The sequence below is a fragment of the Hymenobacter sp. YC55 genome, from assembly GCF_029433095.1.
Taxonomy (GTDB): Bacteria; Bacteroidota; Bacteroidia; order Cytophagales; family Hymenobacteraceae; genus Hymenobacter.
The window spans coordinates 1-14,812 of the sequence record NZ_JARNTX010000003.1; the positions used below are offsets into that span (position 1 = coordinate 1).

At 60.6% G+C, this 14,812-nt stretch carries 11 protein-coding genes; 7 read left to right on the forward strand and 4 right to left on the reverse strand.

What is annotated here, in order from left to right; translation table 11 throughout:
* Nucleotides 1-451: 451 nt before the first annotated feature.
* On the reverse strand, nucleotides 452-1,336 hold the full coding sequence (locus P1X16_RS20310; RefSeq protein ID WP_277233022.1) for an alpha/beta hydrolase-fold protein: 885 nt from the start codon (nucleotides 1,334-1,336) through the stop codon (nucleotides 452-454).
* A 521-nt stretch (nucleotides 1,337-1,857) separates the two neighbouring features.
* Between P1X16_RS20310 and P1X16_RS20315 the strand changes: the two genes are divergently transcribed.
* Entirely contained in the window at nucleotides 1,858-2,850 is a 993-nt protein-coding gene (locus tag P1X16_RS20315; RefSeq protein ID WP_277233024.1) for a hypothetical protein, read from the forward strand.
* Between the two features lie 199 nt (nucleotides 2,851-3,049).
* On the opposite strand, the gene P1X16_RS20320 is transcribed toward P1X16_RS20315, so the two are convergent.
* A complete protein-coding gene (locus tag P1X16_RS20320; protein WP_277233026.1) occupies nucleotides 3,050-4,348 on the reverse strand; it encodes a HAMP domain-containing sensor histidine kinase in 1,299 nt (432 codons plus the stop codon).
* A 696-nt stretch (nucleotides 4,349-5,044) separates the two neighbouring features.
* Between P1X16_RS20320 and P1X16_RS20325 the strand changes: the two genes are divergently transcribed.
* Nucleotides 5,045-6,148, forward strand: coding sequence for a PAS domain-containing sensor histidine kinase (locus P1X16_RS20325; RefSeq protein WP_277233028.1), 1,104 nt, complete (start codon nucleotides 5,045-5,047; stop codon nucleotides 6,146-6,148).
* Nucleotides 6,149-7,087: 939 nt separating this feature from the next.
* Here P1X16_RS20325 and P1X16_RS20330 read toward each other — a convergent pair.
* Nucleotides 7,088-7,360: a hypothetical protein gene (locus P1X16_RS20330; RefSeq protein ID WP_277233031.1), complete on the reverse strand. Its 273-nt coding sequence runs from the start codon at nucleotides 7,358-7,360 to the stop codon at nucleotides 7,088-7,090.
* A gap of 320 nt (nucleotides 7,361-7,680) precedes the next feature.
* Here P1X16_RS20330 and P1X16_RS20335 point away from each other — a divergent pair, with 320 nt between their 5' ends.
* The 4 genes from P1X16_RS20335 (at nucleotide 7,681) to P1X16_RS20350 (ending at nucleotide 10,573) form a co-directional block, all read left to right on the forward strand.
* A complete protein-coding gene (locus tag P1X16_RS20335; protein ID WP_277233034.1) occupies nucleotides 7,681-9,054 on the forward strand; it encodes a sigma-54 dependent transcriptional regulator in 1,374 nt (457 codons plus the stop codon).
* Nucleotides 9,055-9,075: 21 nt separating this feature from the next.
* Entirely contained in the window at nucleotides 9,076-9,438 is a 363-nt protein-coding gene (locus tag P1X16_RS20340; RefSeq protein ID WP_277233037.1) for a hypothetical protein, read from the forward strand.
* A 336-nt stretch (nucleotides 9,439-9,774) separates the two neighbouring features.
* Nucleotides 9,775-10,026, forward strand: coding sequence for a hypothetical protein (locus tag P1X16_RS20345; protein WP_277233040.1), 252 nt, complete (start codon nucleotides 9,775-9,777; stop codon nucleotides 10,024-10,026).
* A 172-nt stretch (nucleotides 10,027-10,198) separates the two neighbouring features.
* A complete protein-coding gene (locus tag P1X16_RS20350; protein WP_277233042.1) occupies nucleotides 10,199-10,573 on the forward strand; it encodes a hypothetical protein in 375 nt (124 codons plus the stop codon).
* Nucleotides 10,574-10,743: 170 nt separating this feature from the next.
* Here the strand turns inward: P1X16_RS20350 and P1X16_RS20355 are convergent, their stop codons facing one another.
* Nucleotides 10,744-11,001, reverse strand: coding sequence for a hypothetical protein (locus tag P1X16_RS20355; protein WP_277233044.1), 258 nt, complete (start codon nucleotides 10,999-11,001; stop codon nucleotides 10,744-10,746).
* A gap of 412 nt (nucleotides 11,002-11,413) precedes the next feature.
* On the opposite strand from P1X16_RS20355, the gene P1X16_RS20360 reads away from it, so the two are divergent.
* Nucleotides 11,414-14,797 (forward strand): malectin domain-containing carbohydrate-binding protein, encoded by a 3,384-nt coding sequence (locus tag P1X16_RS20360; RefSeq protein WP_277233047.1) that lies wholly within the window; start codon nucleotides 11,414-11,416, stop codon nucleotides 14,795-14,797.
* The last annotated feature ends 15 nt before the right edge of the window (nucleotides 14,798-14,812 follow it).

The following is a 14,812-nucleotide window of genomic DNA, read 5'->3' on the forward strand; positions in this document are numbered from 1 at the left end:
GGCCATGCACGGCCACGCACTGGTCCGTCTCGATGTGGCGGCTCGCATACCGCGAATAGATGATGCCCGGCGGCGTAAAGAGGGGCGCTGGCTCCGTTTTCATACGTTTTCCCGGTTACACTTAACCACACAAAGGTCGGAAGCAGCGAACGCAGAGTGTTTGCGTAGAAAGCTCAATGTTGCGTTTGCCCCTGAACGTGGGTGCGGGACTGTTGCAAAAGTTAGCTCCCGCTGAAAGTGGCCCAGCGATTGTTCTAGGTAGCTGGGCAGGGGGCGGCACTCTTGTTTTGTGCCTTATTCCTGCTTGCTCACCCAATCTGCATCACCGACCCGCACCTGCTCACCCTGCTCGCTGCCATCCGCCGCATGTGAGGCCCTCCCTCAGCCGCTCACACCTAGCTTTGCTCGCGCCCCCCCCGCTCGTCCCGCTGAGCGCTCGATGAGGGGCGGGCTACTTTCGCCCCGCGCCAAATAGAAACCGCAGGGCCTCGTATTCGGTGATGAAGGGCACCGACATATGGCTCTCGTCTTTGTAATACTTGCCCTGGTACTTCAACCCATTGTGCTTGTTGGTCTCCAAATAGCGCTGCAATTGCAATACACTGCGCATGTGCAAGGTCTCCGCCGTCGTATCCGCACGCACCGCCGGTAACTCCATGTCCTGCTCGGCCGTGTTGGCAATGCCGAGATACAGGGCGGTTCCTTGGAAGCTTCTCTGTTCCAACGCCCGTTTGGTTTCTTTTAAGAGAGTTTGCTTGTCCCACCACATGCTGGGGTCAATACAGATATAGGCGTTAAATAGTCGGGTATGGTGCACGAAGATTTGCATCACCGTCAGCCCGCCGAGCGAGTGGCCAATCAGCAGTTTGTCGGGTCGGGTCGGATAGTGCCGGTCAATGTAGGGGATTAATTCCTGTTCGATAAAGGCAATAAATTTCTCGCCCCCGCCGGTCGTTTTGCTAGTACCAGGCGCCCAAAAAGGCGGGTCTGTAGTGACATGCGTGGGGGTTAAATCTTTTCTGCGGTCCGAATGAAGCAGGCCGACCACGATCATTTCCGGACAAACGGTGTTGTAATTGGTGCTCAAGTATTGAATCAGGCTAGTCGTCGCGGCAAACTGGGCGTCGGCATCGAAGAGATACACCACCGGATACCGTTTGTTGGCCCCCTCCTTGCCGGAGGCACTAGAGGGGACGTGCACATAAAACTTTCGCTGTTCTTTTAACAGAGTTGAGGGGATACTGTCGGTTTGGCCCAGGACCAGTTGCTTGCCCGGCTGCGCGTGACAGGGGAAAGATAAAAGAACAGAGCAGAGAAAAAGAAGAACCTGTTTCATGGGCGGCGTCGGCTTAGCAAGAATAACTGAGGTGGTCTAAGCTAGCTGGCCCCCAGCAAGAAATATACGTCCTTCTTTTGCACGGTTAAGCAACGAGTTTGATACACCCTCGGCTATGGCTGTAAACGCGGGCGGTAATGTGGTGGTGACCGGCTTTAGTGATGGCGACACCACCGCCAACTACAACTTCCTTACGCTCAAATATTCAACCAGCGGCGGGCAATTGTGGGTGAAAACCTACAACAGCACTGGTGTCAGAAACAGCCAGGAAGTGCCCGCCAATCTGGCGCTAAATCCAGCGGGTAATGTGGCCGTGACGGGTCGTTCCTACACAAGCTCCGGCCAGAGTGCTTACGCCACGGTTAAATATTCGGCTGGTGGGCAGCAGCTATGGGCCGCGCGCTACGAGGGATTTGGCCCTGCAAGCCAGCTACACGGTGCAACTGGCGTTATGTTAGTTGGAAGCAACCCTGGTGACCCGCGCTGCATCTGGCGGCTAGGCCACTTCTTCTTCGTCCTCGATGTCACTCGCTTCGCGTTTTCGCCTGCTGCTCGGCAGGGCAATGGTTGTTCTGCTGGTAACCGCGCTACCCCTCGCTGCCCAAACGGTGCAGAAACAACGTCTGCCCCTCCGCGACGAAACCCATTTGTATCAAGCCAGCAAGCCCACTACGCCGTTAGCCCTCTTCGTGCTCGCTCCCCAACGGCCGACCCCGCGGGGAGTGCTGCTCTTACTGCCCGGCTTGGGGGAGAAAGCCGAAGACGTGTTCCAGCAAACCAGCCTGGCCCAGGAAGCGGCCCGAGCGGGCCTACTGACGGTGGTGCCCACCCTCAACAACCGGCTCTACCTCGACTCGGCCAGTGCCCACTACCTCGATGACGTCCTGCGCCACCTGCTGGCACAGTACCCGAACATGGAGCGCCTGTTGTTCCTGGGCGGCTTTTCGGCCGGCGGACACTTAGCCTTATCCTATGCCGAACGCCTGGTGGGGGATACGACCCGCCTGCCGTTGCGGGTGAAAGCCGTGTTTGGCGTCGACCCCCCGGTGGATCTGGCCGCCTTCTGGCAGGTGGGGCAGCGGCGCATCGCCCAGCAGTGCAGCCCCTTGCTGGTGCGGGAAGGCCGCTCGCTGGTGGCCACCCTAACCCAGGCGTTCGGCGGCTCGCCCGAGCAGGTGCCGGCGGCCTATCATCAGTACTCGGCGTTTTCCAGCAGCAGTCCCAGCGGCGGCAACTTGGTCCTGCTCAAAGCGATTCCCGTGCGCGTGTACTGTGAGCCCGACCTGGCCTTTTGGCGCCAGCACTACTGTCCCACCCTGCAGCTCGCGGATCTGAATGCGGCCCACCTCCAGCTGTTGGTAGCGTGTCTGCGGCGGCAAGGCAACCAGCGGGCGCAGTACCTAGAGACGCGCGGCAAAGGACGCCTTGGCCGACGGCCCTTCCCGCATTCCTGGTCAATTGTCGATGCTCCGGAGTGTATTCACTGGCTGCAAACCGTTGGGCCAGAGGAGTGATGAGCCATATTCGTCGGGTTACTGGAGCCTTTTTTAGACGGTACAGCTATTGGTGTCGTCTTAAAAAACGAACCAATAAAAGGATGGCTAACCGGGGAATGGGCATCCGCCACTACTTTGGCGCTGAAACAGTTCATTGGCCTGTCAGCCTGTATCTACTCGGCTACGCAAACTCCCGGCCTGTCCAAAGAATGGATCTTTAAGTTGGAAAGGTGGCCGTAAAGGTGGAGCCCCGACCCAATTCGCTTTCGACTTCGATGCTACCTCCGGCCTGGTCGAGGATCTTTTTCACCAAGTACAACCCCACCCCCGTGCCCTCGACGTGGGCGTGCAAGCGCCGAAACAAGCCGAACAGCTGCTGCTGCTGGGCCGCACTCAAGCCCAGCCCGTTGTCGTGCACGCGCACGACCAGCCGGCCCGCCTCGCGGTAGCTGCGCACGCGCACGATGGGCACGCGGTCGGGGTGGCGGTACTTGAGGGCATTGCTGATCAAATTCAACAACACCGAGTGCACGTGCTTGGCGGCAAACCAAAGCCGGGCCGGGCCGGCCAGCTCTACCTCCAACTGCCCGCCGGTGGCCGCGAACTGAACGGCGAGTTCCTGGCGTACTTCTTCGAGCACGGCAGCCAACTGCACCGACTCGCGGGGGAGGTCGGCTTGTACGCGCGTCGCACCAAAGTCGGCCAGACGGTCGAGCGTGTGGCGAAAGCGCGCCATCGACTCCTGCATCATGGTCAGGATAAGCTCGACTTGCTCGGCTTGCCGGGCCGCGGGGGGCAGTTGCTCGACCAGGGCCTGCACTAGCCCTTGCAGATTAGCCACGGGCAGGCGCAGGTCGTGGGCGGCGGCGTACACGAACGTGTCGAGCTCGGTGTTGAGCTGACCCAACGCGGAGTTGGTGTGCTGCAGCTCGTCGTTGAGTACGCGCAATTCTTCGTTGCTGGCTCCGAGGTCCTGGTTGGCGTCTTCCAAGGCCTGGGTGGTGTGCTGCACCTGGGCTTCGAGGTGGCGGCGGGCGGAAATGTCTTCCAGTGTGGTGTAGCCGAGCTCGCCGCTTTCGTCGGGAAACAAGACCGACGTGACCCGGCACCACACTAGGCTGCCGTCGGGGCGCACCAGGCACGTCTCGAGGGCAAACCAGGGCAGGTGGTGGGCCCAGAGGGCAACCTGTAAGCGGGCCCAGTCGGCCACGTAATCAGGGTGGGCAAACTCGAGAATCGTGTGGCCCAGCAAATCCAGCGGCGAAGCCAAGCCCAGCAAGGCGGCTACGGCGGCGTTGGCCTGCCGAATGGTGAGGTCGGCCGCAATGATTTTATGGCCCAGCGGGGAGTGCTCGAATACGGTGCGAAAACGCACTTGGCTGAGGCGGTATCGTTCGCGTTCCGCGTGGTGGGCCGCGTGCTGGTCGCGCTCGGCCTGCAGGCGCGCCACTTCAGCTTGAGCGGCGCGCAGCTCGGCTTCGAGAGCCTGATACGCAGAGGGGGGCAGATCAGGCATAACAACGACCAACAAGCAACAACCTTCGTCAGAAGCGGAAAGGTACGCGTTTGGCGCCAAGAACCGCGCGCAAGGTCGAACATTACGCGCTTACTGACAGATAGTACAGCCTCGTCTTTGTTTCAACCCGTAGCTTCGCATGGGAGTTCTTCGTTCTCCTCTTTCTGCCCGGACCGAACCTGAAGGAGTAACGGTGGAAACGCAGGTTTATTTTCAGGAACGATAGTAGGCAGGGCTTGGCCAGTAAAAGCACCAGAAACCGGCCACTCACGGGATAGGGCGGTAGCCCTCCTGGCGACCGTAGTTTCCGCTACGGAAGAGGAAGCAAAAATACACTTTGCTGTAGGCTGCCAGACGTACCGCCGTAACACGGAGCCAAGTAGGGAAGAGCCTATTTCTCAGCATTTATTGTATTATATAAAGTACAACTATCTTTCGATGTTATGCCAAACAATCAGCAATTGCACTGTTAAGATAATTTATGCGTGAAAACTGCTATCTTGCAATCTGCCCAGCCCGTACGAGCAGCGTTGTACTCGAGCAGTAGGAACCCGAACGAGTCTCTGCATGCCCTAGGTAACGCAAGTACTCGGCCCTCCAGCGCAACTTTCCTTTTCCCGTTAGACAGCCGGCAGTGCTGCTCGTCGCAGTAATTGCGCTTCCCTTTCCCTTCTGCTGCCTCGTCAGCCCTTTTCTATGTCGTATCCCCTGCCCTTCTTCGCGAGTTTTTTGCAACAGGGTCCCATGCTCTTCTTCGTGTATTCCTTGACGCAGCAGCGGGTGCTGTACGTGAGTCCGGCCTACGAGCGGGTGCTACATGGCACTTGCGCCCGCGTCAACGAGGAGTTGCCGGCGTTGCTGGCGCGCGTGCATCCCGACGACCAAGACCACGCCGCGGACTGCTGGCGGCGCTGGCAAGCGGGGGGCCTGCACGAACCGTTTGAGTTGCGCTTGCGGCAGCCCACCGGCGAGGATCAGCACCTGTGCCTGACCCCGCACCACCTGGTTGGTTCCGACGGCGAAACGCAGGTGGGCGGCCTGGTGGAGGATATCACGACCACCAAAGTCATGCTCTGGCATGCCGACAAGTACAACTCGAAAAAGAACACCACGCTCGAAATCCTCTCCCACGACCTGGCCGGCCCCTTTGCCATGTTACAGCAAATGAGCGACTACTTCCACGAGGCGATGGCCCCGCTGCAAAACCCGGAGCTGGTACGCATGGTCGAGCACATGCGACAACTGTGCGGCGACAGCGTCAACCTGATTCGTGATTTCGTGGATCACGAGTTCTTGGATTCGGTTCACGTCGAGCTCAAGCGCGAACGGGTGGATTTGGTGGAAAAACTGCGCTTGGTGATGGCGCAGTACCAGCAGGGGGAACCCTACGTAGGCAAATCCTTTGCTTTCCACGTCGAGCAAGCGCCACTTTACGTCGTCATCGACCAGAACAAGCTCATGCAGGTCATCAACAACTTGCTCAGCAACGCGCTCAAGTTCACGCCCGACGGCGGCACGATCACCGTCAGCCTGGCCCACGCGCCCGGGCAGGCGCTGGTACGCGTGGCCGATACGGGAGTGGGCATTCCCGAAGCCCTGCACCCCACGCTGTTCGAGAAGTTCACCCCGGCGCGGCGCCCGGGGCTGCGGGGCGAACGCAGCACGGGCCTGGGCATGTCCATCATCAAGACCATTGTCGAGCTGCACGAGGGAACTATCGCCTTCACGAGTGCGGAAGGGCAAGGCACCACCTTCACCCTCACCCTGCCCCTAGCCGACGAGGACCCCGCGCTACGCTAACCCGCGGGTCAGGTCGCCTTCGCGCATAAATTTTTTCCGCCGGGATCAATGGCGAGCACCACAACCCGCGGCCGCCGACTTGGTAAGGCAGGGAGGGGACGCTTATTATTAGAGCTGGCGGGATCTAGAGCCGTATCTAAGTCCGGCTGAGTTCGCGCAGGGGCACACGGGGGCCGGGGCGCGGGCGTTGCCGTGCTGGTGCTGCCTATGATTGTCACCACGCTCGCGGCCGTGAGTTTGCTGCGCTACTGGCCCGCGCAGCTGCCGCGCCGGCTTCCGCCGCCCGACAGGCCGGACAGCCGTATCCTTGCAGGTGCTGGTGACCCGCCTGCGCAAAGCATCCATGCACCGCACAGCCAATCACGACGATAGCGGCGTTGGCGCGATAGACGACCAGTGAGTAATCGTAGCGCGGGCCGTGCACGGCCCGTGCGCGGGCAATCCAGCCCTGCCTGGTTTGTTTAGCTGCCATACTGCATCTCGTTTAGTGGACGCTCGCTACCCACTATGGGCCGAACGGAGGCGATGTAGGGCCGAGCATACCCTATGGGCCCGGCCAAGAACACCGTCAATTCCCTTAGTAGCCTTAAATTCAACCCTGCCATTTTCAGAAGGTAAGTAGTAAAGGAAAAACCATCTGGCACCAACGGGGTGCCAAGCCGCTTAAAGCTGCTGCCAGACTCTGCGGCCCCCTTTTTAAGAGAACGCCCCCTAGCATTTTGCAACCCTCCAGTAGCAAAACGCCAGGCGGCGTTACGCTCGGTTTGGGGACGGTTGCTGGCCGGGTTCACCCGTCCGGCTGCTTCAAACTTGCCGTAGCGGGAAGCTCCGCGGGGTGGGCAACTGGGGGGCCAATTACTTTTTGGCTCTTGCCCTTAGGCCCACGAGTGATCTTAGGCTGACAACTACCGGGCGGAGCGCCCGCTTAATACAAGAATTTTAGGGGCGGGTGCTCCAGAAGCGAAAAGCTTCGTAGGAAAGACACTTCACGAAATAGTCACGCATCGAAAAGCCGCGCCATTCCAAACAGTAGCGCTGAAAGGCGGCTACTGCGCAGCACGCCTCGAAGCCTTGCTGCGCGTAGTAGTTGTGCTGGCCGGGGGGAAGTGTCAACAACCACTCGGCATAATCAGTAGCGGTCAGTTCGATGGCCGTGCGCTGCGCATGGTAGGCCAAGGCAGCCCGTTCAATCTCCAACTCAATTGCAGTCATAGCCAGGAATCAGGCAGCCGGAAATACCAAGCAAACAGAACAAGGAGCAAACCACCGAAGAGGGCATGGCATAGGTAGATCCGTTTTTTTCTGTACCCCTGAGGTGCAGGACGGTTGCCAAGCCGCCAATAGGGTGCCAACCGGCCAAAACGGGCTTGTAGAGGCTTGAGCGCCCCGACCGCGTGCCAGGCCCCCTAGCGTTATGCTGCGCTCTGCTGGCGAAACGACTGGGGTCTACTCGTTCACTGCTTGCTGCCATTAAGCTCATTGAGGCCAGTTTTCAAGCTTTTTGTGTACCCTTGCACCTCTAGCCACCGAACATGCTGGCTACGATCCTTATGCCCGACGGAACCCTACTGCTGATTGACGACGAAGGCAGCCTGCGGCAGTTGTTAACCCGCGTGCTGGAACTGGAAGGCTACACCGTGCTACCAGCGCCCACTGCGCAGCAGGGGCTGGAATTGTTGCGCGACCACGCTGCGGAAATTCTGGTGGTGCTGTCGGACGTGAAGCTGCCCGACGGCCACGGCCTGAGCTTGCTGCCACGCTACAAGGCCGTGGGGCCCCTGGTGGAGGTCATCCTGATGACGGCCTTCGGTACCATTGCCGATGGGGTGCAGGCCATGAAATCGGGCGCCTTCGACTACCTCACCAAAGGCGACTCCGACGACCAGCTGGTGGTGGTAGTGGAGCGGGCCGCCGAAAAAGCCCGCCTGCAGCGCCGCGTGGCCGAGCTGGAAAAGCAACTGGCCCCGCAGTTCACCTTCGATTCGATGATTGGTCATTCCGCGCCGCTCACCCAAGCCAAGGCCCTGGCCTTGCGCGTAGCGCCCACCGACAGCACCGTGTTACTGGAAGGACCCACGGGTTCGGGCAAAGAGTTGTTTGCGCAAGCCATTCACGCGGCCAGCCCACGGCGCACCAAGCCATTTGTGGCCGTCAATTGCAGCGCCTTCCCCAAGGATTTGCTGGAATCGGAGCTGCTCGGCTACCGCAAAGGCGCTTTCACGGGGGCCCTGACCGACAAGCGCGGCCTGCTGGAGGAAGCCAACGGCGGCACGCTGTTCTTGGATGAAATAGGGGAGCTGCCGCTGGAGCTGCAAGCCAAGCTGCTGCGGGTGCTCGAAACGCAGAGCTTCACCAAAATCGGGGATACCAAACCTGTAACCGTAAACGTGCGCATTGTGGCCGCCACCAACCGCCACCTGCGCCAGGAAGCCGAAGCCGGCCATTTCCGCCCCGACTTGTACTATCGGCTGGCCGTGTTCACCGTGGCCGTGCCCCCGCTCAATGCCCGCCGCGAAGACATCGAGCCGCTGGCCACGCACTTCCTGCATTTCTACGCCGCCAAGCTGCGCAAGCGCTTGCGCGGGATGGAAGTCGACTTTCTGCGCCAGCTCACCCACTACAACTGGCGCGGCAACGTGCGGGAGCTGAAGAACGTGCTGGAACGCGCCGTCATTTTGGCCGAGGGCGAGTGGCTGAGCCCCGACAACCTACCCGTTGAGTTCGCCCAACAACTCGCTCCCGCCTCGGGCCCGTCCACCGCCCACGAGCGCACCTTGCGCAGTATGGAGTGCCAGCACATTCGCAGTGTGTTGCAGGAAGCCCACGGCAATAAAACCGAAGCCGCCCGCATCCTGGGCGTCGCCCTGACCACCCTTTACCGCAAGATTCAGGAGTACGAGTTGTAGCGCTCCGGCATACGGCAACGTATGCCGGAACGCGTCTCTTTATCTTGTTCGCTCTGGATAGCATCATCCGCGCCAGTTACTCCGTCTGCTACTGCTGCCGCCGCGTCCGGCGCCGTCCTGCACGTGGCCACCCCGGCCGGGGTTCTTATTGCGCTAGACATCGTGTACGGGGATATTGGCACCACCCCGCTGTACGCGCTGCGGGCTATTCTGAGCTTCTATGCGCTGCTCCGGCGGCAGCCAGCCAAGTGGCTATACTTACCGGGTTGGCCTCGACAACAGCAACGTGACCAGCGCAAATTGGCCCCTTGCCATTCCCGAGCGCCCGGAGCGGCAACTCGTGCGCAAGCAGCCGCCAGTCCACTCCGTAACTCGACCATGTAAATTAGCGGGCCCCTCGCTGCCTAGCGAAGCAGTAGCCCGCCTCTAGCGTTTCGATAGGGGCGGGTGGTATTTTAGGGTACGCCATAAAGAGCGATTTTCTATTTAATCAACTCACTATCTAATTGTTATCAATAATTCTTGCTGGCTGTACGGGGCTGGCATCTGCCTTGACTAAGCAGTGAACAGGTTTTTCGGTCCTGGGTGTGTGCCACGGGGCCGGTTGGTTTCACCTTCTGTTCTGCTGCTTATGTTTGCTCCCCATCAACTGGCGACGCTGCTTGTCCAGCATTTCCCCGCCCTCGTTCCGACTTGCAGCCGACTTGCTTGCCAGCCACCATGCCGCAACAGTTGTTGTACTTCGCGGCCTATACCCGGCAGGTAGCTATTCGGGGCCGCTTGCACGAACTGCGCGACTGTCTGCTGCTGGCCGGCCAGCTGTTACACCTCAACGATTCAGCGCTTTCTTCGGCGGTGGTGCATATTTATTTGCCCGCCCTGCGCTTGTCCGAATTACCCCAGGACGCGCAGTTGGTGCGGCAGTTCATGCCCGCGGCCCTCTGCCAGGCCTGTTATCCGCATGCCGCCTAGGACGAAGCCTATCCTAAGTTTATCCTTTTTTCGTCATGAAATACGCATTGGGTTTCTTGCTGCTGCTTTGGGCTGCTATTGCATTAGTTAGCTGAGTTGTATTTTCTCTTACTTCTGTTGCTCGTCGTTCTGCCGTAGGCGGTCGGGCACCCCCTCCCCTTTGTTTTTTGCCATGCTTACTCCCGTTGAAACGGCTCAAGTGCTTGCCAGCAATTTCCCGGAATTAACTTTTTCCCTACGTAGTACCCAAGGTCCCCACGGGCGAAGCGGCTTTTACAGCCAACTCGACAGCTTCGCCGTGTTCACCCGCCGCGCCATCGATGAGTGCCACCCCAGCTTGTTACGCCACTGCTTTGCCGTAGCCGATACCCTACTGCAACGCGCTGATGCGTACTTGGCCGCGGCCATCGAGACGATTTATCTGCAAGGCTTGCACCTCGACGATACGCCGGCCGGCAATGAGCTAGCGCGCGCGTTGATGCCTGCTCGGCTCTACCGCGCTTATGAGCACCAGCGAGCCAACATTCTTGGGCTGGGTGCTAACTAAAGCCGCCTTACCTTCCTGCTAGTCCAACTCAATCAGCTTACCCGCCAGAACTTTTATGTAGCCAACCGAAACGCCTTACGCGGGGCCGCCAAGCTTGTCGGTTAGCGAGAGTTCAGTCCCGACTGGTACCGCGGTATTGCATTGCAAAACGCTTCTCCTCCGCACGTACATCAGGAACTGCAGACGTAGGGGCCAGCACCAGAATCCTTGGCCACACCCCTAGCGGGCAGATTCATTTGCTGTAGCGGCGGCGAACCATCGCCCTCGATATTCCGCACCAGGACAACCTCGCGCAGCACTTCATGCAAGCCCTCTGACAGGGAAATGTCGTGCTTTCTCTCCTTGATGATTAAGGCAATAAGCACGTGCTCTCTTGAACTGCGACTGGCGGCTGCCAGAACAGAAAACGCTTTTTTGTCCAGTGTCATTTAGTTGCTCTGCTCACCAAACGGGCTCAAAGGAATGAGGAAGTATGCTGGCTTGCTAAGGGACCACCTCTATCTTGTTCGCTCCCTTCTCAGGATTTGTTAGGAGGGCCAAAAAGAAATAAGTCTAGGGCAGCACCTACCGGCTTGCTGCAAAAGAGGTACTAACAAACCTTCGGGTTTCAAGGCAGCGCGTCCTTCGCCACGCGCGCAAGCGAATATATTTATACTTGATTGCTGTTATATTTCTACTATTTCGGGGATCTTAGTACCTGTTCATGTGCTGCCGGTGGTTCGCTAGTTGGTACTTGTCGCAGAGCCAGGCACCGTCAAGCAGGAGAGTGCTGCCGTTTCTTGCCGGCTGGTTAGCCGTTTCCCGTCTGCCTTCTTCTTTTCCCCATATCCCACCCCTTGTATGCTCTATTTTACGCAGGTGCTGCTCGCAGCAGGTTTCTTGCTGCCCCCCCTGACAACTCAGGTACAGGTCGACCAAAGCGTACCCCACGCGGTATGGGCAGTTCTCCCAACGGCTGCCCAGCCAGCGCCCCGGCGCCCACTACTTCGTCCCGGCCCCTCGCCAACTCCCAACGCGTCCCGCCCCGCGGAGGCCGTCCGCGAGGTATGGGCGGCGCGGTATCAGCTGACAGCGGGGCAGGCCACGGATATGACCCTAGACGCGGCCGGCAACGTGGTCGTAACCGGCACGTTTTACAATGGTAACGCTTCCCAATACGTCACGGTGAAGTATGCGGCCAGTGGCCAGCAACTCTGGACGGCCCACTATGACGAGGCCGCAATCGGCCGGGCCGCGAAAGTGGTGGTCGATGCCACGGGCAATGTGTACGTGAGCGGAACGGGAACCAACGGTCCTGGCGGCAACCGGCAAGACTTTATTACCCTCAAGTATTCCGGGAACGGCACCTTGCTTTGGAGTAAGCGCTTCGACGGGGGTATGCGGCGGCGAGATTACGCAGCGGACGTAGCGGTGGATGCGGCTGGCAACGTCTACGTCACCGGCACCTCAGATCCGGGAGGGACGGTAGAGAGCGACTTCGGCGAGTTGGCGACCGTGAAGTATTCACCCACCGGGCAGCCGCTCTGGACAAACTCCTTGCCGGCCGACTTCTCCCGTTTCCGGCAAGCGGTGGCAATCGCCCTCGATGCGGCCGGCGATGTGGTGGTCACCGGCTTCGATGGCAGCAGCGGATACTTGACGAGTAAGTATGCGGGAGCTAATGGGCAGCAACTCTGGCAAACCCGCTCGGCGGGTCGAGTCCCGGTTGACCTGGCCGTCGATGCGGCCGGCGATGTCGTGGTCACGGGCTCCGTGTCCGAGAACGGGTACGTAACGTGCAAGTATGCGGGCACCAGTGGCCAGCAAGTCTGGCAGGCCCGCGACGGGAACCCGGGGCAAGTCAGTGCGCTGGCCGTCGACGGGAACCGCAATGTGGTCGTTACCGGGTACTCGGGCGCCGAGTATGCCACCCGGAAGTATTCGCCCAGTGGTCAACTGCTCTGGGTGGCGCGTTACGCCGGGCCCGGCACCGGCTTGGAACGAGCGACGAGTGTCGCCCTCGACTCGGCCGGCAACGTGTATGTGACGGGCACGTCGACCGTTGCCACTCCCACCAGTACCATCACCAACAGCTTGGCCACCGTCAAGTACGCCGCCGAAGATGGCCAGCCGCTCTGGGTCGCTCGCCATACGCGGGCGGTCGGAGTGAATGCAGCGGGGGTAAAGACGGTGGGGGTCGTCGTCAGCCCGAGTGGACTCGTATACGTAGCCGGCTCCAGCGAAGGGGCCTACTTCGCGTTTCAGTACGCCCAAACGGGGGGGCTACCCGCCGGACAACCCGTGGTCGGACCCATCAGCGCCACAACCGATCGGGGCGCCTGCAGCGCGCAGCTGGCCTTTGCTGCCCTTGCCCCGGGGCCACCCGCCACGCTCACCTATGCGCTGCCCAGCGGGCCCATCACTTCACCCCACGTGTTTCCGGTGGGCGTGAGCCAAGTGACCGCCACAGCGACCTCCAGCGCGGGCACCTTCCAGCAGACGTTCCCCGTGACCGTGACCGATACCGAAGCGCCCACGCTGACGGTGCCCGCGGAGTTCGTATCGTTTAAGGCCCCGGCCGATTCCTGCGTTGTGACGCGCCGCTTGGTTTCGCCAACTGTCACCGAGTCTTGTGAACAAGTAACCGTAGTCGGGGTGCGCAGCGATTCGCTGGCCTTGAGCGCCCCTTTCCCCGTCGGGCAGACCGCCCTGTTATGGCGGGCAACCGACCAAGCCGGCAATCTAACCCAGGTGAGGCAGTATATCAATGTCTTCGAAGAGACCCTTCCCATTGTGCGCGCCCAAAATGTGACGGTGCGCTTAGTGAACGGGCAGGCCACGGTTACGGCCGAGCAAGTCAACAACGGCAGCAGCGATAACTGCGGCCTTGCCTATATGGCGCTGAGCCGGGCCTACTTCACCGCCGCCGACCTGGGCCCTAATCCCGTTACATTATTTGTGTGGGACCGCTCGCGCAACTTGGACAGCGCTCAGGCCGTGGTCACGGTGCTGCCGGCGGCCCCTACCAGCGGCCCGGCCCGCTACCGCCTGCATGCTGGCGGCGGCCCCCTCACGACCGCACTAGGCCTGTTCGCCGCCGACGAGTACGCGGCGGGCGGGGCCGTTTTCACGACCGACCAGGCCATTGCCGGCACCCCCGACGAGGCGCTCTACCAAACCGAGCGCTACGGCAGCTTCACCTATAACCTGCCCGTGCCCAACGGCCAGTACACCGTCCGGTTGCACTTCGCCGAAATCTACTGGAACGCGGCGGGCCAGCGCGTCTTCGACGTCGCCGCCGAGGGCAGCCAGGTGCTCAGCGCCTACGACATTGTGCGAAAAGTTGGGGCCTTCACGGCCACCACCGAGACCTTCCCCGTCACCGTCACCGACGGCCTGCTCACCCTGACTTTCGCGCCCGGCACCAGGGGTGTGGATTTGCCGAAAGTGTCGGCCATCGAAGTGCTGGACGTGGTGCCGGCGGCCGTGCTGCGCCTCAAAGCCGGTGGGGACGCGCTGAGCACCTCCCTCGGTCACTTTGCCGCCGATCAATTCGCGACCGGCGGCAGCGACTTTGCTACCGACCAGCCCATTGCTGGCACCGAGGACGATGCCTTGTACCAGAGTGAGCGTTATGGCAACTTCGTCTATCACCTGCCGGTGCCCAACGGCACCTACACGGTCAAGCTGCACTTCGCTGAGCTCTATTGGAACGCGGCGGGCCAGCGCGTCTTCGACGTGGCGGCCGAAGGAACGACCGTGCTCAGCGCCTATGACATCGTGCGGAAGGTAGGCCCGCTGACGGCCACCACCGAGTCCTTTTCGGTGACCGTCACCGACGGGGTACTCTCGCTGGCCTTTGCCTCTGGCGTTACGGGGGTGGACCAAGCCAAAGTGTCGGCCATCGAAGTGCTCAGCAACAATGCTGAGCGGCCCGCGGCTAGCCCGCTGGCCGCGGTTGCGGCGACCAAGCTGCCGGTCTACAGTGCCCAGGTCAAGCTCTATCCCAACCCGTCCGCTGACGGCCGGGTTACGGTCGAGTTGCCGGCTGCCTTCCAGGGAGAAATGAGCTATACCTTGGTCTCATCGTTGGGCACAACCCTGAGCCAGGGCCAGCGCACCATCTCGGCCGCGGGACAGCCCTTGACGTTCGACTTCTCGCTGCAGCTCGCGGCGGAAGGCCTCTACTACCTGCACTTGCGCGGGGCCCAGGGCCAAGCGCACGTTAAGCTACTACGGAAATAACCCACCGCCCCGGCG

Bases quoted from the DNA above. Each gene is read 5' to 3' on its own strand.
- P1X16_RS20355 (WP_277233044.1), bottom strand. From the start codon at position 11,001: ATGACACTGGACAAAAAAGCGTTTTCTGTTCTGGCAGCCGCCAGTCGC.
- P1X16_RS20315 (WP_277233024.1), top strand. From the start codon at position 1,858: ATGTCACTCGCTTCGCGTTTTCGCCTGCTGCTCGGCAGGGCAATGGTT.
- P1X16_RS20330 (WP_277233031.1), bottom strand. From the start codon at position 7,360: ATGACTGCAATTGAGTTGGAGATTGAACGGGCTGCCTTGGCCTACCAT.
- P1X16_RS20345 (WP_277233040.1), top strand. From the start codon at position 9,775: ATGCCGCAACAGTTGTTGTACTTCGCGGCCTATACCCGGCAGGTAGCT.
- P1X16_RS20320 (WP_277233026.1), bottom strand. From the start codon at position 4,348: ATGCCTGATCTGCCCCCCTCTGCGTATCAGGCTCTCGAAGCCGAGCTG.
- P1X16_RS20310 (WP_277233022.1), bottom strand. From the start codon at position 1,336: ATGAAACAGGTTCTTCTTTTTCTCTGCTCTGTTCTTTTATCTTTCCCC.
- P1X16_RS20360 (WP_277233047.1), top strand. From the start codon at position 11,414: ATGCTCTATTTTACGCAGGTGCTGCTCGCAGCAGGTTTCTTGCTGCCC.
- P1X16_RS20350 (WP_277233042.1), top strand. From the start codon at position 10,199: ATGCTTACTCCCGTTGAAACGGCTCAAGTGCTTGCCAGCAATTTCCCG.
- P1X16_RS20325 (WP_277233028.1), top strand. From the start codon at position 5,045: ATGTCGTATCCCCTGCCCTTCTTCGCGAGTTTTTTGCAACAGGGTCCC.
- P1X16_RS20340 (WP_277233037.1), top strand. From the start codon at position 9,076: ATGCCGGAACGCGTCTCTTTATCTTGTTCGCTCTGGATAGCATCATCC.
- P1X16_RS20335 (WP_277233034.1), top strand. From the start codon at position 7,681: ATGCTGGCTACGATCCTTATGCCCGACGGAACCCTACTGCTGATTGAC.